A 20,473-nucleotide genomic window follows, 5' to 3' on the forward strand; every position below is an offset into this window, starting at 1 on the left:
AGTGCTGAGACCGTCATGCCTCACCCGAGGCTTTCATGCAATCGTAACCCCATGCAATGGCTTGGAATGGCGGATGCCCGTTGCTAGAGTCCGCCCATCCCGCCTGCCGGGCGACGGAACGAGGAACACAATGCGTCTCACATGCCCCAATTGCAGCGCCCGATATGAGGTGGACGACTCTCTGGTGCCTCCAGAGGGCCGGGATGTGCAATGTTCCAACTGCGCGACCACCTGGTTTCAACCCGGTCATCGCGCCCGTGTCGAAGAGCCCGAAGGCGCGCAGACTGCGTCGGCTGCGCCCCGTCGCGACCTGGACCCGGCCTTGCGTGACATCCTGAGGGAAGAACGCGAACGCGAAGAACAATTGCGCCGTGCCGCTGCCCCGGTGCAGGAAGAGCAGGAGGAAATGGCGCTCGACAGCGCACCACCGCCCACCACCCGCACGACCGACGCGAACTTGCCGGAAGAAGAGGATGATGAGGACATCGCCGCCATCCGCGAAATGGTTGCGGCAGATACTGGCCGGCCGGACCGCCGCGGCGCCCGTGATATGTTCCCGGATATCGAGGAAATCAACTCCACCCTTCGCGCCACGACCGACCGCAGCAGCGGCGATCGCGCCACATCGGATATCGACTCCATGGATGTGCGCCCGCGCCGCCGCAGGGGGTTTCGGATTGGATTCATGCTGATGGTGCTGGTGGCCGGTGCCGCAATCGGCGCCTATGCGTTCCAGTCGGAACTCGTGGCGGCGCTGCCGCAGTCTGAACCGTTCCTCACGCCATTTGTGGAACAGATCGATCAGTTGCGTCTTCAGCTGGATGACCTGGTGCAATCGCTGGCCAGCCAACTCGCCAGCAGCGCCGAGAACTGACTTGCATTACTGGGCGGCGAAGCGGTCCAGCAGGCGGCGCAGGTAATCCAGCTCCACATCAGGACGATCCTGTTCCGCCGACCGGCGGCGGATTTCATCAAGCAGTTCGCGCGCCCGGCGGAACGCCTCTTCGCGCTGCTCAAAGCTTTCATCAGAGGCGAATGCACCCGAATTTCCGGCCTGTCGGCCAAGCGGGTCTTCCAGTGGGCGGTTGGCCTGCATATTGCCATCGGCCTGCCCCTGACCGGGATCTTCGCCTTCATCTCCGGCCAAGGCCTCGCTCAGCGCTTCCATGCCTTCACGAAGGGCCTCCATCGCCTCCGACTGGCTGTCCAGCGCTTCCGCCAGGTCGCCGCTTTCCAGCTCTTCGATCGCATCGCGCATCGCGCGGCCCGCATCCTCCAGCTGCTGAAGCGTCTCCTCACCCTCTTCCGTTCCCCGCCCCGGCATGTTCTGAGCCTGCTCACGCAGCTGTTCCAGCAACTGGCGCTGGCGTTCGGCCAGGCTGCCCTCGTCGTTTTCGCCGCCTTGCTGCCCGCCCTGCTGATTGCCGTCCTGCCCCTCTTCCCCCGGCTCGGGGCGCGGGCTGTTGGGGTTGAACCGCTCCTGCAGATCGCGGAACGCTTCATCCGCCAACCCCTGCTGATCACGCAACGTGTCCTGCAAGCCCTCCATCGCCTGCTGGCCGGGGCTGCGCGGTCCGTTGGGATCGTCACCCCCTTGCGTCATCTGCATGTTTTCCATCATCTGACGCAGCGCATCCAGCATCTCTTGCGCTTCGGCCATTCGGCCCTGCTGCATCAATTCCTCGATCCGGCGCATCATCTCTTCCAGATCGTTCATGGACATTTCCATGCCCTCGCCGGACTGATCCGGCTGGTCGGTGCCGTCGCTCGGCTCCATGTTGTCAGCGAGTTCCTGCATATAGTCCTGCATCGCCTCGCGCAGTTCTTGCATGAGCTGCGAAATCTCTTCGTCACTGGCCCCTTGCCGCATCGCTTCGGCCAATCGGTCCTGGGCCCGGCGCAACTGCTCCAGCGCGTCAGAAAGATCACCCTCTTCCAGCGCAATCGCTGCGTCCCAGAGAATTTGCGCAACTTCGTCACGAGTGTCGGCAGAGATCCCATCCACCCCCGCTTCCAGCCGCTGGATGACGGACCTCACCTGCCGATAAACCTCTTCATCCTCGAAAAACTCTTCAGGCCGATGTGTGATCGCACGCAGCAGCTGTGCCACCCGCGGCGCATTTTCCCGCGACCACAGCAGATCGCGTCGCATCTCGATCAGAGCGTTGGCAATCGGATCAAAAAACCGCCGTCCGGGCAGCCGGTCCAGTTCCACGATGCTTTGCCCGGTCTGGCCTGCGTCATCCTCGACATTCAGCTCCAGCCGCACGGGCAGATTGGCGAACGGGTGCTGCGAGAGGTCTTCGATCAGCGCCTCGGAAAACTCCTGCCGCCCGCCACGGAAGGGCAAGGGCAGATCCAGCACAAGCGCCTCTCGCGGCTCTGGATCCACAGTCAGGCCATAGCGGCGGTCGGCGGCCTCGGGCCAAAGCGTCAGGATCGCCTGCCCCCCACGCACGCCATAGTCATCCTCCGCCGAATAGGTCATCTGAAACGCGCCAGGTGGCACGCCTTCCACAGGTTCGGCCAAACTGACAGTAGGCGCGCGGTCGGCCAGCATCACAATTCGCCAGCTGCGCGGGTTGGCACCGCTAATGGACAAATCGCCAGTCTGTTCGACAATGATCTGACGTGACAGGCTGGCGGGATCTGTGGGGGAAATCTCGGCCTGCAAGCTCTGCTCGATCCCGATCTGTTCCGCCTCACCATACAGCCGCAGCGTGATCCGCGACCCGGCGGGCGCTTCGAATTCCTCCACCACGATGTCATTGAGGTAAAGCGATGGCAGCCCGGTATAGAGCGGCGGCTCAACCCAGCCTTCCCAGCTTGGGCCACCCGTTGCGGGCAATTGCGGCGCGCCAGCCATGGCATCACCCACATCGGCAACCCGCCAGATCGTGCCGAACAGCAGCGCCATCGCAAAGGCGGTCGCGGCCATAAAGCGCAAACCGTAAGGGTCGCGGTCATGCAGGTACAGGTTCGGTTCCGGTGCGCGGGCGCGGGCCGCGCGGTCCGCCATGCGACGCTGATGCGCCTGCCAGACGGCCATCGACTGCACATCGCCCGCCCCAATCGCTGCGTGATCCACCAGGGCCGTCAGAGGTCGCCCCGGCATGGTTTGATCCAGACGGTCCATCGCCTCGGCTCGGGACGGCAGGTGGAACTGCCGAAGCCCACGCAACACGGTCCAGATCAGCGCCACAGCAGCAAGCGACAAGCCGCCGATCAGCCAGACAGGCGGCACCGCATCAGCCAAGCCAAAGGCAAGCGCAGCCACGACGGTCAGCAGAATCGTCCATACTGGCCAGAACGCCCGAACAAACCGTTCTGCCCCGATACCAAGGCGGGTCAGCCGAAGCGGCCAGGCCAAGCGATCCAGCGTCGCCTGCGTGATAGGGGTCTTTTCGGTCATGCGACCTTTCGCGTGTTACGCCCCGAAGCGGGGCCAGAGCAGCCTAGAGCCACTCTGGAACGATATCGCGATTTATCATCTCGTCAAACGTCGGACGCGCCCGGATGACAGCGAATTGATCGTCCTTCACCAGAACCTCGGGGATCAACGGCCTTGTGTTGTATTCCGACGACATGACCGCGCCATAGGCGCCTGCCGACCGGAAGGCCACCAGATCGCCCGCGTCAAGCGGTGTCATCTCGCGCCCTTTGGCGAAGGTATCGCCGCTTTCGCAGACCGGGCCGACAATATCGAAGGGCTCGCGCGCGGTTCCCGGTGCGGGTTCCATGACCGGGTCGATATCGTGATAGGCCGAATACATCGACGGTCGGATCAGGTCATTCATCGCCGCATCGAGAATCAGGAAGTTCCGGCCCTCGCCCTCCTTGAGGTAGATCACCGAAGACACCAGAAGCCCGGCATTTCCCGCGATCAGGCGGCCCGGTTCAATCTCGACCTCCACGTCCAGCCCCGCAACAGAACGCTTGATCAGCGCGCCGTAGTCCAGGGGCAAGGGCGGCGCTTCGTTGGAACGGGTGTAGGGAATGCCCAGACCGCCACCAAGATCCAACCGCCGGATATCGTGGCCATCTGCGCGCAGCACGCGCGTCAGTTCCGCCACTTTTTGATAGGCTTGTTCGAACGGTTCCAGTTCCACCAATTGGCTGCCGATATGAACGTCGATCCCGATCACCTCCAACCCAGGCAAGCTAGCGGCCAGCGCATAGACTTCCCGGGCACGGGCAATGGGAATGCCGAACTTGTTCTCAGATTTGCCGGTCGCAATTTTTTCATGGGTCCGCGCGTCGACATCGGGGTTCACACGGATGGTCACCGGGGCCGTTGCGCCCATAGAAGAGGCGACTTCCGACAGAACCGCCATTTCCGGCTCGCTCTCGATGTTGAACTGGCGAATACCGCCCTCCAACGCCAGGCGCATTTCGTCTCGCGTTTTGCCAACACCGGAAAAGACGATGCGCTCACCCGGCACACCGGCCGCTTTGGCCCGTGCGTATTCACCGCCCGACACAACGTCCATCCCCGCCCCAAGCCCGGCCAGAACCTTCAGCACCGCCTGGTTGGAATTGGCCTTCATCGCGTAGCAGACCATGTTCGGCACGCCATCCAGCGCGTCCTTGAACAGCTGGTAGTGCCGGGTCAGCGTGGCCGTTGAATAGACATAGAAGGGTGTACCGACGGCCGCCGCGATCTCTGGCAAGGGCACATCTTCGGCATGTAGGATGCCATCGCGATACAGGAAGTGATCCATCTGGGTCGACCTTTCGGGGAAACGCGGGGCGCAGGTAGCACCTGACGAGGAAAATTCAAAGAGATACTCGACTTGTTCTGACGTCGCGCCTAGCTCTTGTCGCAACGATGTCTCATCCGCAGGAGGGAAGTGCGATGACCGTGAAGGCAATGGTGATCGAGGAGCATGGCGGTCCAGAGAAGTTTAAGCTGGTCGATCTGGATCTCGGGCAGCCGGGACCGGGGCAAGTGCTGATCCGGCACAAGGCCGTGGGACTGAACTTCATCGACGTCTATCAGCGCACCGGGCTTTACCCGATGCAACTTCCCCATGCGCTTGGCATGGAAGCGGCAGGGGTGATCGAAGCCGTGGGCGACGGCGTGACGCATCTGAAAGCGGGCGACCGGGCCGCCTATGCCGCGCAGCCCCCCGGCGCCTATACCGAGGCGCGTGTGATGCCCGCCGCGCAGGTCTGCCCCCTGCCTGACGCGATTTCGTTTGAAGAGGGCGCGGCGATGATGCTGAAGGGGCTGACCGTCCAGTACCTCTTCCGCCGCACCACTCCGATCCTGCCGGGCGACACGGTTCTGTTTCACGCCGCTGCCGGGGGTGTGGGGCTGATCGCCTGCCAATGGGCGCGGTCCGAAGGCATTCGCCTGATCGGCACCGCCGGAACCGATGAGAAGTGTCAGCTGGCGCTGGATCATGGCGCATCGGAGTGCATCAATTACCGCACCGAGGATTGGGTCACCCGGGTGAAGGAACTGACCGGTGGCGCGGGCGTCGATGTGGTTATGGACGCCGTAGGGGCCGACACGTTCGAGGGCTCGCTCGACAGCCTCAGGCCGCTCGGGATGATGATCTCGTTCGGCAATGCGTCTGGTCCGGTGCCGCCGTTTTCCGTGGGCATTCTCGGTCAAAAGGGATCGCTCAAGATCACACGGCCGACCCTGTTTACGCATATCGCGGATGGCGCCACCTGCCAGGAAATGGCCCGTGACCTGTTTGAAAAGGTGGTTGCCGGCGATGTGAAGATCCGCATTGCTCAACGGTTTCCACTGGAAGAAGTGGGCGAAGCGCACCGCACTCTGGAGGCGCGCAAGACCACCGGATCAACAATCCTGACGCTTTGAATACCGCGCGGGGAAGGCGCTTCGAAGCGCCTTTTCCCGGCCCGCGCGTGACTGGCCGGACGCGCAATCCGATCGGGGTGGCTGGAGTTTTTCCAAGACGAAGCCGGCAGCGCGCTGCAACCTTGATCCGGGGCTAACGACGCAACGCCAGGTAGAGCGGTAAGCCGCAACTGACCCCGATGCAGAACGTGGCCGGGATTGCGGCAAGACCCCACCAGTTTCGGTCGCGCACCGTTTCAATCAGCACCCAGATCGTCAGTGCCAGTGCGGCAATGGTCAGATCCCAAACCAACCCTGAGGTGGCGGAATTCGCGTGCCAGACATCTACCATGCCCATGATGGAAAAGCCGTTCTCGCGAAACCATGCCAGGAAATAGCGCATCGGCAGCACGGTCCCGAGAATCGCAAGTGCGAGGAACATTAGGCGTGTGGGGGTCATAGCGTCTTCCTTCGTTTGGTGGGCGGCGACCAATGGGCGACGAAACATAGTTAGTCTGCGTCGCCAAAAGGCAAAGTGATGTTGCGTCGCAATTGACGCGGCAGGCAGGCCGCGTTACCCCGTCTCGAACCGAAATTCTTGGCGCTCTTGGGGGGCGCCGAACCAGAGGGAATTCAGGAATGTCCGAGATCGAACGCGAGTCGATGGAATATGACGTCGTGATCGTAGGGGCGGGGCCTGCCGGTCTGTCTGCTGCGATTCGTCTGAAGCAGCTTGATGCCGACCTGAGCGTGGTTGTGCTTGAAAAGGGATCCGAGGTTGGGGCGCATATTCTGTCCGGGGCAGTTCTGGACCCCTGTGGGCTCGATGCGCTGATCCCCGACTGGAAGGAAAAAGGCGCGCCGCTGAACACGCCCGTCAAGGAAGACAACTTCTATGTCCTCGGTCCGGCGGGTCAGCTGCGGGTTCCGAACTTCCCGATGCCGCCCTTGATGAACAACCACGGCAATTACATCGTCTCCATGGGCAATGTCTGCCGCTGGATGGCCGGGCAAGCCGAGGAAATGGGCGTCGAGATTTTCCCGGGGATGGCCTGTTCCGAGCTGGTTTATGGCGACAATGGCGAGGTGAAGGGCGTTGTTGCCGGCGTCTTCGGGCTGGAGCCCGATTGCAGCATTGGTGAGAACACCGAGCCGGGGATGGAGCTGCACGGTAAGTACGTGTTCCTGTCTGAAGGCGTGCGCGGCTCGCTGGCAAAGGAAGTTATCGAAAAATACGACCTCTCGCACGGGCACGAGCCGCAGAAATTCGGCCTGGGCATGAAAGAGATCTGGGAAATCGACCCCGCAAAGCATCGCGAGGGCACAGTCACCCACACCATGGGCTGGCCACTGGGTTCGAACGCGGGCGGTGGCTCGTTCATCTACCACCTCGAAAACAACCAGGTCTATGTGGGCTTCGTGGTGCACCTGAACTACAAGAACCCGCACCTGTTCCCCTACATGGAATTCCAGCGCTTCAAGCATCACCCGATGGTGGCCGAGCTGCTGGAAGGCGGCAAGCGCATCGCCTATGGCGCCCGGGCGATTTCCGAAGGTGGCTATCAGTCGATGCCGAAGATGGTCTTCCCCGGCGGTGCGCTTCTTGGCTGTTCCGTCGGCATGGTCAACGTGCCGCGCATCAAGGGCAACCACAACGCCATGCTGTCGGGTAAGGCTGCCGCAGAAGCAGCCTACGAGGCGATCAGCGCGGGTCGGTCCTCGGATGAGCTGACCAGCTACGATACCGAGGTGCGCAATGGCGCCATCGGCAAGGATCTTAAGCGCGTGCGCAATGTCAAACCGATGTGGTCGAAATGGGGTCTCACTGCCTCGCTCGCCTTTGGCGGGCTGGATATGTGGACGAACAACCTCTTTGGCTTTTCGTTCTTCGGCACACTCAAGCACGGCAAGACAGATGCTGCGGCGACCGAGGAAGCCAGCAAGCACAAGCCGATCGACTACCCCAAGCCCGACGGCAAGATCAGCTTTGATCGGCTGACCAATGTCAGCTTCTCGATGACCAACCACGAAGAAAGCCAGCCCGCACACCTGCACTTGAAAGACGCAAGCGTGCCGATCTCGGTCAACCTGCCCAAATTCGCAGAACCGGCGCAGCGCTATTGCCCGGCGGGCGTGTACGAGGTGGTTGAGAAGGACGGCAAGCCGGACTTCGTGATCAACTTCCAGAACTGCGTGCACTGCAAAACCTGCGACATCAAAGACCCCAGCCAGAACATCAACTGGGTCACGCCGCAGGGCGGGGATGGTCCGAACTACCCCAATATGTGATACCTCGACAGCGGCCCTTCGGGGCCGCCGTTCTTTTTAGCGGGGCGCGCGCGGAATGCTTTCTATTCCGATCAGCTGGTTGATATCCATTCTGGCGCTTATCGCGGCCGCAATGCTTGTGCAGGCAAGCGCGCTGCCGAAACAGGCCCGCGCGGGGTTTCTCGGATTTCTGAGCGCCCTGGCGATGGTCGGGCTGTTGATCGGACTGCGACTGCAATTTGGCTGGAGCGGCGCGGCGCGGGTTCAGCCCTTTGTGGCCATTCTGCTTGGACCAACCGCCTATCTCGGCTTTCGCGCACTTGTTCAGGACGATGAAGGCCTGCTCGTGCTGAGGCGGCACGCTGCAGCAATGCTGGTGGCGATGGCATTTATGCTGCTGCCGGTGCCCTATGCACCAGACGTTATCATCCTGGTCTACGCCTGCACCTACCTGTTCCTGCTGACACGGTTTTTGCGGTATGACAGCGACCGGTTCGCACATGTGCCAGACCCGTCAATGTTACTTGTGCGGGCTGCACTGATTGCGGTCGTCATGTTGCTTGGGCTGGTGATCCTGGCTGACGGATTGATCACGATAGCGGCTTTGACCATGGGCGATGCGCGGGTGGCACAGGTGCTGTCAGGGGCATCAGGGGCCTTGGCAGCGTTCATCTTTCTGGCGCTTCTGGTTGCAATCCCCCTGGTGTTGAACAGCACCCGACCCATCGTGGCAGAGCAAACAGACACACCGCCCGCCACCGAAGAGGATCGGGCGCTGGTGTCCCGGCTTGATTCCATGTTGACCGAAAGCGGCCTCTACCGTGACAGCAACCTGACCCTTGCGCGGATAGCCCGCCGGCTTGGGCAACCGGCCCGCGATGTGTCGGGCGCGGTCAACCGGGTGACGGGGCAAAACGTGTCGCGTCATATCAACGGTTTTCGGGTTCGGCACGCCCAACATCTTTTGGAAACGGGCGATCTGCCGGTGACCGAGGTCATGCTGGATTGCGGTTTCATCAGCAAATCCAGCTTCAATGCGGAATTCCGCAGGATCACCGGCGCGACACCCACGGCTTACAGGGCGTCCACGAGGGGCTGATCTGCCAGCTGATCCAACGGCTCGCAACTTGACGGCACCGATCTGGGACCAAAGATCTCAGCCCATATGTTCAGGCCGGGGTTCAGCACGAAACCGAAGCTTTCTTCGATCCCGGACAAGATCCGAATGTCGGAGTTGCTGGTGGACTCTGTGCCGACTGCAAACATGTCGCTGACGATGTCCTGGCCGTTGACCATCGCACGCACCAGCGCCGGCTCCAGCAGAGCCAGCCGCACCAGACCGGTCGGATGGCGCGTCGGTGCGCGCCCGCCGAAATCCCCTGCGACGAAGCGCAGCGGGATAGTGATGCACCTGTCACGCTCTGACAGTCGCAAGGTGGCTTGCCCCCGCCCTGCCATGCCGCGCAGTTGCAGCAATGTGCCGGTGTGGACCTGTTCAATCTCGACCAGTCCAATGACCGGACGGTCCGTGAATTCTTGCGCGACAACCGGATGTGGCACCGCAAGCCCCACCAGGATTGCAAACGCCGTCAGTATAGATTTTGGATCGTATCTCATTTTGGGGCCCCTCTCTTGGGTCTGGTGCCGCACCACGGCGGGCGGCCTGACCCCCAGGTGCCCCCAAGGTCTCCGGCTTTGCGCCCGAGATCATGTTTCGCTACGTGCTAAATCGCGATTTGATACGTGATGCGGGTCGGGGCAGGATCACTTCTTCTTCAACGAGGCGGAAAACGACTGTGTCTTTCCTCGCCCCGCATTGCGTCTGGAAGATCGCGCACCTACTCTCTGACCTGGATTGAGCAGGAGATTTCGATGCAAACCTTTCCACGCCTGGCGCTGATCCTTAGCCTTGGCCTGTCTGCCCCCGTGATGGCCCAGAATACCTTCGCGTTGGAGCCAGGGCTTGCAGGGGCATATTTGGCAGCCCGCAGCGCGGCGATGTCCGGTGACCATCGGGAAGCTGCCATTCAGTTTCAGCGCGTCTTACGCGCAGATCCCGATAATCAGGCGATCCTGGCCGATGCTATGCTGGCACTTGCAGCAATCGGCGATTGGGACCAGGCGGCGGTCTATGCAGTCCAGATCCCCGAAAGCTCGCTCGACCGGGACTTTGCCAATCTGATCGAGCAAGTTGCACGCATCCGCGCAGGCGATATGGCGGGTGCCACAGCCGCCGCGATTGCTCAGACCGGGGCAGGTCCATTGATCGACCCGCTGCTTGAGGGATGGCTGTACCTTGCCGAAGGCGATATGAGCCGCGCAAGCACCACCTTTGAAACCATGATCGACACAAACAGCCCGCTGGCGGGGCTGGTGCCTTATCAATATGCCTTGGCACGTGCGTCTGTCGGTGATTTCGAAGGGGCCGAGGCCATCTTTTCAGGCGAAGTCTATGGTCCCATTCAGGTTAGCAGCCGTGGCGTTCAGGCCCATGCACAGATCCTCGTGCAGCTTGACCGGACCGAGGATGCGCTGGATCTGCTGGCCCTGGCGCTTAGCCAAAATGCCGATGAGACACTGTTCACCCTGCGCGATGAAATCGAGGCTGATCCGACAAGGCCCTATGACTTCATCATCACGCCAGAAGAAGGCATGGCCGAGGTCTTCTTTTCGCTCGCCCGCGCTTTGGGCACAGATGCTGGCACGACCCTGCCGCTGGTGTACGCCCGTGCTGCCCATGCGGTAGACCCCGGCCACATTCATTCCGTGCTTTTGGCAGCCGACATCCTGTCAGATGCCGAACAATATGGAATGGCAGAAGACACCTATGAGCTGGTCCCGCGCGAAAGCCCGCTTTTCGTTCAGGCCGAGATGGGCCGGTCAGAGGCGCTGTTCCAGCAAGGTCGTGAAGATGCTGCCATCGAGGTTCTAAGCGCCCTTGCCCGCGACTATGACAATCTGGCAGCGGTTCACACCGCGCTTGGCGATGCCCTGCGGCGAGAAGAGCGGTTCGTGGAGGCCATCGACGCCTACAGCAACGCCGTCGATCTGGTTGAGCTTGACCAGCGGCGCTACTGGTTCCTGCTCTACGCCCGCGCCATAAGCTATGAACGATCCGACATGTGGGAAGAAGCAGAGGCCGATTTCCGCGCTGCATTGGAGCTGTCGCCAGAGCAACCGAATGTTCTGAACTACCTTGGCTATTCGCTGGTTGAGCAGAACCGCAATCTGGATGAAGCGCTCGACATGATCCAGCGGGCCGTCGCAGGGCAGCCTGAAAGTGGCTATATCGTCGACTCGCTCGGTTGGGTTCTCTACCGGCTTGGCCGATTTGAAGAGGCTGTGGCCCCCATGGAACGCGCCGTAGAGCTGCTGCCGAACGATTCCATCGTCAATGATCACCTTGGCGATGTCTATTGGATGGTGGGCCGCTTCCGCGAGGCGGAATTCCAATGGAGCCGCGCCTTGTCCTTCGACCCGGAACCGGAAGAAGCCGAGCGCATCCGGATGAAGCTGGAACTTGGGCTAGACGCCGTTTTGGCAAGAGAGGCCGAGACCAGCCAGTGATCCGCGTAAGCGCACCTGCGAAACTCAACCTCGCGCTGCATGTCACAGGCCAGCGGGCAGACGGGTATCACCTGCTGGACTCGCTCGTGGTCTTTGCAGTGCTTGGTGACGGTCTGTCCATTGCCCCGGCACCAAAGCTGTCATTGGCGGTTACCGGGCCAATGGCCGATGGCGTGCCGACCGGGCCGGACAACCTAATTCTGCGCGCTGCCGCGCTTTTGTCCCCCGATCTCACCGCAGCGATAACGCTGGACAAGCACCTTCCACACGCGGCCGGGCTTGGTGGTGGATCGGCGGATGCGGCGGCCGCTTTGCGCGGGTTGGCGCGGCTTTTGGGATGCGCCCTGCCGGACATGCCTTCGGTGCTGACATTGGGGGCGGATGTGCCGGTCTGCCTGTCATCGAGCCCGCAGCGGATGCAAGGCATAGGAGAGGTCCTGTCGCCCCTTCCCCCATTGCCCCCGCTTTGGGCCGTTCTGGTAAATCCGCGCGTTGCGGTGCCCACGGGGGCGGTGTTCAACGGGTTGGCCAGCAAGCGTAACCCAGCCATGACCGCCCCGCACTGGACCGGGTTTGATGACTTCATCCGTTGGCTTTCGGAACAGCGAAACGATCTGGAGCCTCCGGCCCTGACGCTCGCACCGGAAATCGGGCAGACGCTGGCTGCATTGCAGGACAGTGGGGCAGCCTTGTCCAGAATGAGCGGATCGGGCGCCACCTGTTTCGGCTTGTACCAATCCGCCGCTCAGGCAGCAGACGCAGCACGAAGGATCGCCGATACGCAGCCCGGCTGGTGGGTTCAGGACACGGAAATTCAGACGGGCTGACCCCGCTTCAGTTGACCCGTTCCACGACGAAATCGGCCAGATCAGCCAGCATGTCGCGCAGGGGATGCGCGGGCATTTCTTCGATCGCTGCCTTCGCCTGATCACGGTATCTCAGCGCTTCGATCCGTGTCTCTTCGAGCGTGCCATGCTTGCGCAGCAACGCCAGGGCAGTATCCAGGTCGCTCTCTTCCTGACGGCCTTTTTCGATGGTCCGCTTCCAAAAGGCGCGTTCTTCGTCGCTTGCCTTGGCAATCGCCTTGATCATCGGCAGGGTCAATTTCCGTTCGCGGAAATCGTCACCGATGTTCTTGCCAAGCGCGCCCGAGGTGCCGCCGAAATCAAGCAGGTCGTCGACGATCTGAAAGCTCATGCCAAGCGCATCGCCATAGCGCGCCAGTGCTGACACATGTGCGTCAGATGCTCCTGCTACAACACCACCCACTTCGGTCGCGGCCTCGAACAGCGCCGCCGTTTTACCTCGAATGACAAGGCGATAGGTGTCCTCATCCGTCGCCAGGTTCTGTGCGGCGGTCATTTGCAGCACTTCGCCCTCTGCAATCGTGGCGGATGCGTTTGCCAGAATATCCAGCACCCTCAGAGACCCGCATTCCACCATCAGCTGGAAGGAGCGCGAGAACAGATAGTCCCCCACCAGAACCGAGGATTTGTTGTCCCACAGCAGGTTCGCAGTGGGCCGCCCGCGCCGCTGTTCACTTTCGTCGACCACGTCGTCATGCAGCAGGGTCGCTGTGTGGATGAACTCCACCGTTGCCGCCAGTTTCTGGTGATCGGTGCCGCCATAGCCACATAGACGTGCCGCCGCGAGCGTCATAAGAGGCCGGATGCGCTTGCCGCCTGCCTCAACCAGATGCTGGGTCACTTCGGGAATGCGGGGGGCATGGTCAGAGGCCATCCGCGTTCGGATCAGCGTATTCACCGCCGCCATATCCTCGGCCAGATAATCGCGCAAACGGTCATGCGGCTTTGTGGCAGCTTCTGCGAGGGTCATCCGGCGGTCTTCCTTCTCTCGACATTTGGGCGTCGTGGGCTTATCTGCCCTACCATGAAAGAACTTCTGCGCAGCACCGATCCGACCGTTATCGCCTTCGCCTCGGCACTTCTATCGGGCGAGGATATAGAGGTGTTCGTTATGGACGTCCATATGAGCGTGCTGGAAGGGTCTATCGGCGTATTGCCGCGCCGGATGATGGTACGCGACGATGACCACGCTGCGGCCGAACGCGTTATCCGCGACAATGGCATCTCGACCGGACGCGACTGAATGGGGTTCGCCGAGGCGGAACTGACCCGCGACGCCTTTCTGGGCGGTCGCGTCCACGCCTGGCAACCGCGCCACGGTTATCGCGCCGCAACCGATCCCGTATTACTGGCAGCAGCGGTTGAAGCCAGCGCCGGGCATAGCGTGCTTGAATTGGGATGCGGGGCGGGTGTTGCATCGCTTTGCCTGTCCGCCCGCGTTCCCGACCTGCGGCTGACCGGGATCGAGCGGCAGGCAGCCTATGCGGATCTGGCCCGCCGCAACCTTGGCCCCGATGCACGCATTGTAACTGCTGATCTGGCAGACCTTCCCGCCGATCTTAAGCAGGACAGGTTCGACCACGTCATCGCCAACCCACCCTATTATCCGGCGGGCGGTGGCACCTCGGCCCGCAATGCCGGACGGGAAGCTGCGCTGCGCGAGAACACCCCTCTTGAGATGTGGGTCGACATCGCCGCCCGCAGGCTGGCCCCTAAGGGCTGGCTGACGATCATCCAGTCAGCGGACAGGGTGCCCGATCTGATGGCCGCGATTGCTACGCGTCTTGGCTCTGTCACCTTACGTCCGCTTGCTGCACGCGAGGGGCGCAACGCGGGCCGGGTGCTGCTGAAAGCCCGTAAAGGCGGTCGCGCGCCCTTTACTCTGTTGCCGCCGTTGATCCTGCATACTGGCCCGGACCACCGCGCCGATGGGGATGATTTCAGCCCTGTGGCCCGCGCGATCCTGCGCGAGGCGGCCCCGCTCCCTTGGATCTGATCGGCGGATCATCGCGGATTTCCGACAATTTCAAGTAAGCTTTGCGTGACACGACTCGCGACCTGTGCTTGGCTTGTCATGCTAGTGTTACACATCAGAGAGGAGAACATTGAATGTCGGTTGGCGCTCATCTTCAGGAACTCAGGAAGAAACACGAAACCCTCTCGCGCAAAGTCGAAGAATACCAACGAAGCCCCGGCACCAGTGATATCGACATCCAGGCACTGAAAAAGCAAAAGCTTCGCATCAAGGAAGAGATCTCTCGGCTCGACGGCTGAAGCAGCGACCGGCGGATGAGATCACTCAAGCGGTTACGTCCGCCGCACTGACAAGAATTCGACCTTCGTTCAGAACGTCCATATCCTTCGCCTGTTCGAGAACCCAGGCAAGGAACGCCTTGATTTGGGGTTTTTCTTCGGAGCCCTTTGGACAAACGAACCGGAAATGAGAGCCGGTGGTCAGCGCAATGGGGAACGGCGCTATCAGCCGTCCCTCTCTCAGGTCTCGTTCTGAAAGGCAAATTCGCCCCAGCACGACACCTGCGCCGGTTGCCGCCGCGTCTATCGCGTGATCTGGGTGGCTGAACCGAAGCCCGCCCCTAGGTGGCGGCCCCAATCCGGCAGCCTTGAACCAGACCGGCCAGTTTGCCTCGGCCGATATATCTGTCACGTCATCCATGTGCAGCAAGGTGGCACTTGCCAGATCGGCAGGTTTCCGAATCCGTTCAGCCAGCTTCGGGGACATCATCGGCGTCACCCAGTCCCGCAGAACCGTTCTTGAGAACAGCCCCTCGTCACTGCCCTTGCCAAAGCGGATTGCGACATCAACCTCGTCCCTGTCGAAGTCCATAAGCTTAAGCGAGGCAGAGAAGCGCAGTTCGATTTCCGGATGGGCGGCAGCGAACTTGAACATGCGTGGCGCAAGCCACTTGGCGGTAATCGCGGGCCCCGCCGTGATGGTGAGCGCCGAGCTGTCCGCGAGCCGCCGTGTCGCCCGCCAAGCGGCCCGAAGCGTTGCAAAACCCTCCTCTGCGCCGGGCGCCAGCGTCTTCCCCGCCTCGGTCAGGTTCACTGAACGGTTCAGCCGGTGAAACAGTGCAGTGCCCAAATGATCTTCAAGCGATTTGATCTGGAAGCTCAGCGCGGCGGGGGTCACGTTTAACTCTTCCGCCGCCTTGGCAAAACTTAAGTGGCGGGCTGCGGCATCAAAGGCGCGCAAGGCGGTGAGCGGGGGAAGACGGTCGATCATAACAGTTAAATAAATCTTATCTGAAGCTCCGTAAAGTCTCGTTTGTGCAAATACTTTTGAGGGGGCATTTTTCTATCAGATCAGATTCTTTGAAAGGAACCTCAAGATGTTTGAAGCAACCACCCAACCCGATATTCGCAACGCATTCGAAGCTGCCCATGACGCAAGGGGCGCTGCGCTCCGCAACATTCTTTCTGCCCTGTTTGGCCGTCAGAACGAAAAAAGCCCCCGCCCCGAAGGGCAAGGGCCTGTTTTCCAGGGGTGCAGTGCTTAGACGAAGAACTGCGCGCCGTTGGCCGAAATGGTCGAGCCGTTGATGAAGCCCGCGTCGTCGGATGCCAGGAACACCACGCAACGCGCGATTTCCTCGGGCTCACCGAGGCGGCCAGCCGGAATTTGCGGGATGATGCGTTCATTCAGCACCTTTTCCGGGATCGCGCGAACCATTTCGGTGCCGATATAGCCGGGGCAGATCGCATTCGCGGTGATGCCCTTGGCGGCGCCTTCCTGAGCCAGCGACTTCACGATACCAAGATCGCCCGCTTTGGTCGCGGCGTAGTTGACCTGACCGGCCTGGCCCTTTTGGCCATTGATCGACGAAATCACGATGACACGGCCAAAGCCCCGGTCACGCATGCCGGGCCAAACCGGACGAACGGTGTTGAACACACCGGTCAGGTTGGTGGCGACAACCTTGTTCCACTGCTCGGGCGTCATCTTGTGAAAGAAACCGTCCCAGGTGATGCCCGCATTGGCGACGACCACATCCACCGGGCCAAGATCAGCCTCGACCTGCGCGATGCCTGCGGCGGACGAGTCGTAATCGGCGACGTCCCATTTATAGGTCTTGATTCCGGTTTCGGCGGTGAAGGCGGCGGCCTTCTCATCGTTGCCGGCATAGGTGGCGGCGACCTCGTAGCCTTCGGCCTTGAGCGCCTTGGAAATAGCTTCTCCGATACCGCGGGTACCGCCGGTGACGAGTGCAACTTTTGCCATGGTCTTCTCCAATCTGGTGTGTTCGGTTGGTAACTCTGTTATTCATTTGCTGCGGGATGCGCAATATTGTTTCGCAATTGTTTTGCCGCAGCTGCGAAGATCCCTGAAAAAAAGGGGCGCCTCCTTGGGCGCCCTCTTATGGATTGTCGCTGATCCGGGGCGCTTACGGACGCTCGACGCAGAGCGCCACGCCCATGCCGCCGCCGATGCAAAGGGTTGCGAGACCCTTCTTGGCATTGCGACGCTGCATTTCGAACAGCAGGGTGTTCAGAACGCGCGCACCAGAGGCGCCGATCGGGTGGCCAATGGCAATGGCGCCGCCGTTCACATTAACGATGGCCGGATCCCAGCCCATGTCCTTGTTGACGGCACAGGCTTGCGCCGCGAAGGCTTCGTTGGCTTCCACGAGGTCGAGATCCTCAACCTTCCAGCCCGCCTTATCCAGCGCCTTGCGGGACGCGTAGATCGGCCCTACGCCCATGATCCGCGGGTCGAGCCCGGCGGTTGCGTAGGAGGCAATGCGCGCCAGGGGTTCGATGCCGCGTTTCTCGGCTTCGTCTGCCGACATCAGCAGGGCACCGGCTGCCCCATCATTCAGGCCAGACGCGTTTGCCGCAGTAACCGAGCCGTCCTTGGTGAAAGCCGGGCGCAGCTTCTGCATTGCCTCCATGGTGGCGCCGTGGCGGATGTATTCGTCGCTGTCCACGGTGATATCGCCCTTGCGGGTCTTGATGGTCACGGGGGTAATCTCATCCGCGAACTTGCCAGCTTTCTGGGCGGCTTCGGCTTTGTTTTGCGAGGCGACGGCAAACTCGTCCTGCATGTCGCGGCTGATCTGCCACTGCTCCGCCACGTTTTCCGCGGTCTGGCCCATGTGATAGCCATTGAAGGCGTCCCACAGACCGTCGCGGATCATGGTGTCGATATATTTCATGTCGCCCATCTTCTGGCCCTGCCGCAGTGCAGCGCAATGGGGCGAAAGAGACATGTTTTCCTGGCCGCCAGCAGCCACAATGGATGCATCGCCAAGCATGATATGTTGCGCAGCCAAAGCCACGGCGCGCAGGCCGGAACCGCAAACCTGGTTGATACCCCAAGCGGCCGCTTCCTGTGGGAAGCCCGCATTGATATGGGCCTGACGGGCGGGATTCTGACCCTGACCGGCGGTCAGGACCTGACCGAGGATCGTTTCAGAAATCTCGGACTTGTCCACGCCCGCACGCTCAACCAAAGCGTTGAGAACAACGACGCCAAGGTCATGGGCAGGGGTGTTGGCGTAAGATCCGAGGAAGCTGCCGACAGCAGTACGAGCGGCAGAGGCGATGACAACATTGGTCATGTCAGGTCCCTTTTCGAGTTCTTCGAGTCATCCGAACGGGCGGGCCCGCATCGGCGCGACGGAAAGGTTGCGGTTACGCAGGGTCATAGTGTCCCTTTGTATACGCCACAACTGACACGGTGTCTCATGCTGCGGTGCAGTTCAACCTTGGATTGACAGGACGCAGGGTCAGGTGCCCGCGACTTCCTTGCCGGTCTTCTCTGACAACCAGGGTGGGGTCAGACTCGGCGCGCCGAAGAAATAGCCCTGGAGACAGTCGATACCCGATTGCGCCAACCATCCGGCTTCCGCCCCGTTTTCGACCGTTTCCGCAACGGTGAACATGTCAAAATGGGTGGCAATGGAAATAAGCGCCTCCATCAGAACCTGATTGTTTGGGTCGCTGTGCACATTGCGCACAAACTGCCCGTCGATCTTGACGATGTCGAAATAGAATTCGCGCAGATAGCGAAAGGCGGTGTAGCCCGCGCCGAAGTCGTCCAGCGCAAAAGCGATGCCTTTGTCCTGAAGGTCAGACATGAAGGTAGTCACCAACTCTGGCATCTGCATGGCAGAGCTTTCCGTGATCTCAAGAATCAATCGTTCAGCGATCTTTGGGTCCGATGACAGGCCCCGAGTGAGAATCTGTTTCCACTTCGGATAACCGATGGACCGCGCAGACATATTGATGGACAGTCGCAAAGCCGGGGTCTGACGCAATGCCCTGAGCCCGGCACGCAAGGCGGCGCAATCAATCTCCCGCCCCAGTTCCTGAGTTTCAACAGCGCCCATGAAATCCTTGGCAGGGATGACCCGCCCGGTTTCGTCCAGGATGCGAATGAGCCCCTCATAGAACGCCACATTCTGCGGATTGGCGGATTGCACGACCGGCTGATAGGCCAGCACCGCATCGCCTCTGTCCAATGCCTCGCGCACCATGGTTATGGTGTTTCGATCACGGTTCTGCACCGCAAAGTCCAATGGGCTTTCCTGCCCGGCATCAACCAGCTTTCGACGTTTGCGGCCCCGCATGGCAGCCTCCTTCAACAGACAGCGCCACCTTGCAGCCGCAACAGTTAAGCCATGGTGAATTTTCGCATTTTGTTCTAATTTGGGGAAAAGCTGATGGACCGCGATTTTCGCAGGGAGGACAAGAAGATGGCTGATGGCCGCTGCACCTGGCCGGGAACGGACCCGCAATATATCGCCTACCATGACGAGGAATGGGGCGTTCCGGAATGGGACAGCCGGGCACTGTTCGAGAAACTGATTCTAGACGGGTTTCAGGCCGGGCTGGCCTGGATCACCATCCTGCGAAAACGCGAGAATTTTCGCGAGGCTTTCGCCGGATTCGACCCGAACGTGATCGCAACATGGGGCGAGCCTGAGGTTCAGGGTTTGCTTCAGAACACTGGGATTATCCGCCACCGCGGCAAGATCGAGGCGACCATCGGCAACGCCCGGGCCTGGCAGCGGATTGAGGCGGAGCAGGGGTTCTCGGATTTCCTGTGGAGCTATGTTGGTGGTTCGCCCATTCAGAACCGCTGGACGGCAATGAACCAGGTCCCGGCCTCAACGCCAACCTCGGAGCGATTGTCGAAGGATCTGAAGAAAGCCGGGTTCAAGTTCTGCGGCCCGACCATCGTGTATGCCTTCATGCAGGCGGTCGGGATGGTGAATGACCATATCGTCAGCTGCCCTTGCCACGCGCGCGTTGCGGACCTGGCGCACAACAGCGACCTCTAGCGCGACAATGGCGCTTCGAAGCGCCATGCCAAGCGCCTTCAAAGGCGCTTACAAGGGCTTTGGAAAGCCCTTCCCCGCGCGGGCTTAGCCGTTTTCGCCAGACATGAGGGCAGTGAGCAGCGCCACGGCTTCTTCACTCGCCCAATGCGCATCGCCCCGAAGGCGCCCGATTTCCTGTCCCTCGGGGTTCAGCAACACGGTGATCGGCAGTCCGAGCACGCCCATCTGGCGCGACATGGTCTGGCGCGGGTCGAGATAGACGGGCAGGTCTGTCACGCCTTCTTCTTCAAAGAAGCGGTTAATCGCCGGGATCGGGTTGCGGCCAGAGGCGACGGTCACGACCACGAAATCCTCCCCCCCCAATTGCTGCTGAAGCGCATTCAGCGACGGCATCTCCTCGCGACAGGGCGCACACCACGTGGCCCAGAAGTTCAGCAGCACGAAGCGGCCTTCGAACGCGGCCAGCGTAAATTCGGTTCCTTCTACATCCGTGAAGCTGACCTCCGGCACATCCTGTGGTTCGTCATGCAGGACCATGGCGCGCATATCGCCTGCCAGCAGGTCTTCCACCCCGTCGGCAGCAACGGCATTTGCACCCAGGCACAAGGCCATGTAGAGCGGGGCAAGTCGGAAAAGACGGAACATTCACTTTCCTC

Annotated in this window: 20 protein-coding genes; 10 read left to right on the forward strand and 10 right to left on the reverse strand. The window is 61.1% G+C overall.

Going from position 1 to position 20,473, the window contains the following annotated elements; all coding sequences use genetic code 11:
- Positions 1-130: 130 nt before the first annotated feature.
- Positions 131-874 (forward strand): zinc-ribbon domain-containing protein, encoded by a 744-nt coding sequence (locus ACROHD_RS02415; protein WP_432675722.1) that lies wholly within the window; start codon positions 131-133, stop codon positions 872-874.
- A 6-nt stretch (positions 875-880) separates the two neighbouring features.
- Here the strand turns inward: ACROHD_RS02415 and ACROHD_RS02420 are convergent, their stop codons facing one another.
- Together ACROHD_RS02420 and lysA are read right to left on the reverse strand one after the other, a co-directional pair.
- On the reverse strand, positions 881-3,412 hold the full coding sequence (locus ACROHD_RS02420; RefSeq protein WP_432675723.1) for a DUF4175 domain-containing protein: 2,532 nt from the start codon (positions 3,410-3,412) through the stop codon (positions 881-883).
- Positions 3,413-3,455: 43 nt separating this feature from the next.
- Positions 3,456-4,721, reverse strand: coding sequence for a diaminopimelate decarboxylase (gene lysA, locus ACROHD_RS02425; protein ID WP_432675724.1), 1,266 nt, complete (start codon positions 4,719-4,721; stop codon positions 3,456-3,458).
- Between the two features lie 134 nt (positions 4,722-4,855).
- Here lysA and ACROHD_RS02430 point away from each other — a divergent pair, with 134 nt between their 5' ends.
- The gene (locus tag ACROHD_RS02430; protein ID WP_432675725.1) at positions 4,856-5,833 is read left to right on the forward strand and encodes a quinone oxidoreductase family protein; all 978 of its coding nucleotides are present in this window, start codon (positions 4,856-4,858) and stop codon (positions 5,831-5,833) included.
- A gap of 133 nt (positions 5,834-5,966) precedes the next feature.
- Here the strand turns inward: ACROHD_RS02430 and ACROHD_RS02435 are convergent, their stop codons facing one another.
- Positions 5,967-6,272, reverse strand: coding sequence for a DUF2834 domain-containing protein (locus ACROHD_RS02435; RefSeq protein WP_432675726.1), 306 nt, complete (start codon positions 6,270-6,272; stop codon positions 5,967-5,969).
- A gap of 179 nt (positions 6,273-6,451) precedes the next feature.
- Here ACROHD_RS02435 and ACROHD_RS02440 point away from each other — a divergent pair, with 179 nt between their 5' ends.
- Entirely contained in the window at positions 6,452-8,101 is a 1,650-nt protein-coding gene (locus ACROHD_RS02440; RefSeq protein WP_432675727.1) for an electron transfer flavoprotein-ubiquinone oxidoreductase, read from the forward strand.
- A gap of 55 nt (positions 8,102-8,156) precedes the next feature.
- Positions 8,157-9,179 (forward strand): helix-turn-helix domain-containing protein, encoded by a 1,023-nt coding sequence (locus ACROHD_RS02445; RefSeq protein ID WP_432675728.1) that lies wholly within the window; start codon positions 8,157-8,159, stop codon positions 9,177-9,179.
- On the opposite strand, the gene ACROHD_RS02450 is transcribed toward ACROHD_RS02445, so the two are convergent.
- A complete protein-coding gene (locus ACROHD_RS02450; RefSeq protein ID WP_432675729.1) occupies positions 9,155-9,697 on the reverse strand; it encodes a hypothetical protein in 543 nt (180 codons plus the stop codon). The genes ACROHD_RS02445 and ACROHD_RS02450 overlap by 25 nt on opposite strands.
- Positions 9,698-9,952: 255 nt before the next feature.
- Between ACROHD_RS02450 and ACROHD_RS02455 the strand changes: the two genes are divergently transcribed.
- Both ACROHD_RS02455 and ACROHD_RS02460 read left to right on the forward strand, forming a co-directional pair.
- Entirely contained in the window at positions 9,953-11,647 is a 1,695-nt protein-coding gene (locus ACROHD_RS02455) for a tetratricopeptide repeat protein (RefSeq protein ID WP_432675730.1), read from the forward strand.
- Positions 11,644-12,474 (forward strand): 4-(cytidine 5'-diphospho)-2-C-methyl-D-erythritol kinase, encoded by an 831-nt coding sequence (locus tag ACROHD_RS02460; protein ID WP_432675731.1) that lies wholly within the window; start codon positions 11,644-11,646, stop codon positions 12,472-12,474. The genes ACROHD_RS02455 and ACROHD_RS02460 overlap by 4 nt, the downstream gene beginning before the upstream one ends.
- A gap of 7 nt (positions 12,475-12,481) precedes the next feature.
- Here the strand turns inward: ACROHD_RS02460 and ACROHD_RS02465 are convergent, their stop codons facing one another.
- Positions 12,482-13,483, reverse strand: coding sequence for a polyprenyl synthetase family protein (locus tag ACROHD_RS02465; RefSeq protein WP_432675732.1), 1,002 nt, complete (start codon positions 13,481-13,483; stop codon positions 12,482-12,484).
- 54 nt (positions 13,484-13,537) lie between these two features.
- Here ACROHD_RS02465 and ACROHD_RS02470 point away from each other — a divergent pair, with 54 nt between their 5' ends.
- The 3 genes from ACROHD_RS02470 (at position 13,538) to ACROHD_RS02480 (ending at position 14,787) form a co-directional block, all read left to right on the forward strand.
- The gene (locus tag ACROHD_RS02470) at positions 13,538-13,756 is read left to right on the forward strand and encodes a putative signal transducing protein (protein WP_432675733.1); all 219 of its coding nucleotides are present in this window, start codon (positions 13,538-13,540) and stop codon (positions 13,754-13,756) included.
- Positions 13,757-14,509: a tRNA1(Val) (adenine(37)-N6)-methyltransferase gene (locus tag ACROHD_RS02475; RefSeq protein ID WP_432675734.1), complete on the forward strand. Its 753-nt coding sequence runs from the start codon at positions 13,757-13,759 to the stop codon at positions 14,507-14,509. It abuts the gene before it with no gap.
- A 113-nt stretch (positions 14,510-14,622) separates the two neighbouring features.
- Positions 14,623-14,787 carry a YdcH family protein gene (locus ACROHD_RS02480; protein ID WP_432675735.1) on the forward strand — a complete coding sequence of 55 codons (165 nt, stop codon included), beginning with the start codon at positions 14,623-14,625 and terminating at the stop codon, positions 14,785-14,787.
- A gap of 25 nt (positions 14,788-14,812) precedes the next feature.
- On the opposite strand, the gene ACROHD_RS02485 is transcribed toward ACROHD_RS02480, so the two are convergent.
- The 4 genes from ACROHD_RS02485 to ACROHD_RS02500 all read right to left on the reverse strand — a co-directional run bounded on the left by ACROHD_RS02485 (position 14,813) and on the right by ACROHD_RS02500 (position 19,103).
- Positions 14,813-15,757 carry a transcriptional regulator GcvA gene (locus ACROHD_RS02485; protein WP_432675736.1) on the reverse strand — a complete coding sequence of 315 codons (945 nt, stop codon included), beginning with the start codon at positions 15,755-15,757 and terminating at the stop codon, positions 14,813-14,815.
- A 270-nt stretch (positions 15,758-16,027) separates the two neighbouring features.
- Complete coding sequence (gene phbB / locus ACROHD_RS02490) at positions 16,028-16,753, reverse strand: acetoacetyl-CoA reductase (RefSeq protein ID WP_420396046.1); 726 nt, start codon at positions 16,751-16,753, stop codon at positions 16,028-16,030.
- Between the two features lie 163 nt (positions 16,754-16,916).
- Positions 16,917-18,092 carry an acetyl-CoA C-acetyltransferase gene (locus ACROHD_RS02495; RefSeq protein ID WP_432675737.1) on the reverse strand — a complete coding sequence of 392 codons (1,176 nt, stop codon included), beginning with the start codon at positions 18,090-18,092 and terminating at the stop codon, positions 16,917-16,919.
- Positions 18,093-18,260: 168 nt separating this feature from the next.
- On the reverse strand, positions 18,261-19,103 hold the full coding sequence (locus ACROHD_RS02500; RefSeq protein WP_432675739.1) for an EAL domain-containing protein: 843 nt from the start codon (positions 19,101-19,103) through the stop codon (positions 18,261-18,263).
- A gap of 93 nt (positions 19,104-19,196) precedes the next feature.
- Here ACROHD_RS02500 and ACROHD_RS02505 point away from each other — a divergent pair, with 93 nt between their 5' ends.
- Positions 19,197-19,817, forward strand: a complete 621-nt coding sequence (locus ACROHD_RS02505) for a DNA-3-methyladenine glycosylase I (protein ID WP_432675740.1) — start codon at positions 19,197-19,199, stop codon at positions 19,815-19,817.
- A gap of 84 nt (positions 19,818-19,901) precedes the next feature.
- Here ACROHD_RS02505 and ACROHD_RS02510 read toward each other — a convergent pair whose 3' ends face one another.
- Entirely contained in the window at positions 19,902-20,462 is a 561-nt protein-coding gene (locus ACROHD_RS02510) for a TlpA family protein disulfide reductase (protein WP_432675741.1), read from the reverse strand.
- Positions 20,463-20,473 lie beyond the last annotated feature (11 nt).

It is taken from the genome of Nioella aestuarii (genome assembly GCF_050896395.1).
GTDB lineage: Bacteria > Pseudomonadota > Alphaproteobacteria > Rhodobacterales > Rhodobacteraceae > Nioella > Nioella aestuarii.

What these genes read in the sequence shown, in the direction of transcription:
- ACROHD_RS02415 (WP_432675722.1), top strand. Translation starts at nt 131, where the DNA reads ATGCGTCTCACATGCCCCAATTGCAGCGCCCGATATGAGGTGGACGAC.
- ACROHD_RS02420 (WP_432675723.1), bottom strand. Translation starts at nt 3,412, where the DNA reads ATGACCGAAAAGACCCCTATCACGCAGGCGACGCTGGATCGCTTGGCC.
- lysA (WP_432675724.1), bottom strand. Translation starts at nt 4,721, where the DNA reads ATGGATCACTTCCTGTATCGCGATGGCATCCTACATGCCGAAGATGTG.
- ACROHD_RS02430 (WP_432675725.1), top strand. Translation starts at nt 4,856, where the DNA reads ATGACCGTGAAGGCAATGGTGATCGAGGAGCATGGCGGTCCAGAGAAG.
- ACROHD_RS02435 (WP_432675726.1), bottom strand. Translation starts at nt 6,272, where the DNA reads ATGACCCCCACACGCCTAATGTTCCTCGCACTTGCGATTCTCGGGACC.
- ACROHD_RS02440 (WP_432675727.1), top strand. Translation starts at nt 6,452, where the DNA reads ATGTCCGAGATCGAACGCGAGTCGATGGAATATGACGTCGTGATCGTA.
- ACROHD_RS02445 (WP_432675728.1), top strand. Translation starts at nt 8,157, where the DNA reads ATGCTTTCTATTCCGATCAGCTGGTTGATATCCATTCTGGCGCTTATC.
- ACROHD_RS02450 (WP_432675729.1), bottom strand. Translation starts at nt 9,697, where the DNA reads ATGAGATACGATCCAAAATCTATACTGACGGCGTTTGCAATCCTGGTG.
- ACROHD_RS02455 (WP_432675730.1), top strand. Translation starts at nt 9,953, where the DNA reads ATGCAAACCTTTCCACGCCTGGCGCTGATCCTTAGCCTTGGCCTGTCT.
- ACROHD_RS02465 (WP_432675732.1), bottom strand. Translation starts at nt 13,483, where the DNA reads ATGACCCTCGCAGAAGCTGCCACAAAGCCGCATGACCGTTTGCGCGAT.
- ACROHD_RS02470 (WP_432675733.1), top strand. Translation starts at nt 13,538, where the DNA reads ATGAAAGAACTTCTGCGCAGCACCGATCCGACCGTTATCGCCTTCGCC.
- ACROHD_RS02475 (WP_432675734.1), top strand. Translation starts at nt 13,757, where the DNA reads ATGGGGTTCGCCGAGGCGGAACTGACCCGCGACGCCTTTCTGGGCGGT.
- ACROHD_RS02480 (WP_432675735.1), top strand. Translation starts at nt 14,623, where the DNA reads ATGTCGGTTGGCGCTCATCTTCAGGAACTCAGGAAGAAACACGAAACC.
- ACROHD_RS02485 (WP_432675736.1), bottom strand. Translation starts at nt 15,757, where the DNA reads ATGATCGACCGTCTTCCCCCGCTCACCGCCTTGCGCGCCTTTGATGCC.
- phbB (WP_420396046.1), bottom strand. Translation starts at nt 16,753, where the DNA reads ATGGCAAAAGTTGCACTCGTCACCGGCGGTACCCGCGGTATCGGAGAA.
- ACROHD_RS02495 (WP_432675737.1), bottom strand. Translation starts at nt 18,092, where the DNA reads ATGACCAATGTTGTCATCGCCTCTGCCGCTCGTACTGCTGTCGGCAGC.
- ACROHD_RS02500 (WP_432675739.1), bottom strand. Translation starts at nt 19,103, where the DNA reads ATGCGGGGCCGCAAACGTCGAAAGCTGGTTGATGCCGGGCAGGAAAGC.
- ACROHD_RS02505 (WP_432675740.1), top strand. Translation starts at nt 19,197, where the DNA reads ATGGACCGCGATTTTCGCAGGGAGGACAAGAAGATGGCTGATGGCCGC.
- ACROHD_RS02510 (WP_432675741.1), bottom strand. Translation starts at nt 20,462, where the DNA reads ATGTTCCGTCTTTTCCGACTTGCCCCGCTCTACATGGCCTTGTGCCTG.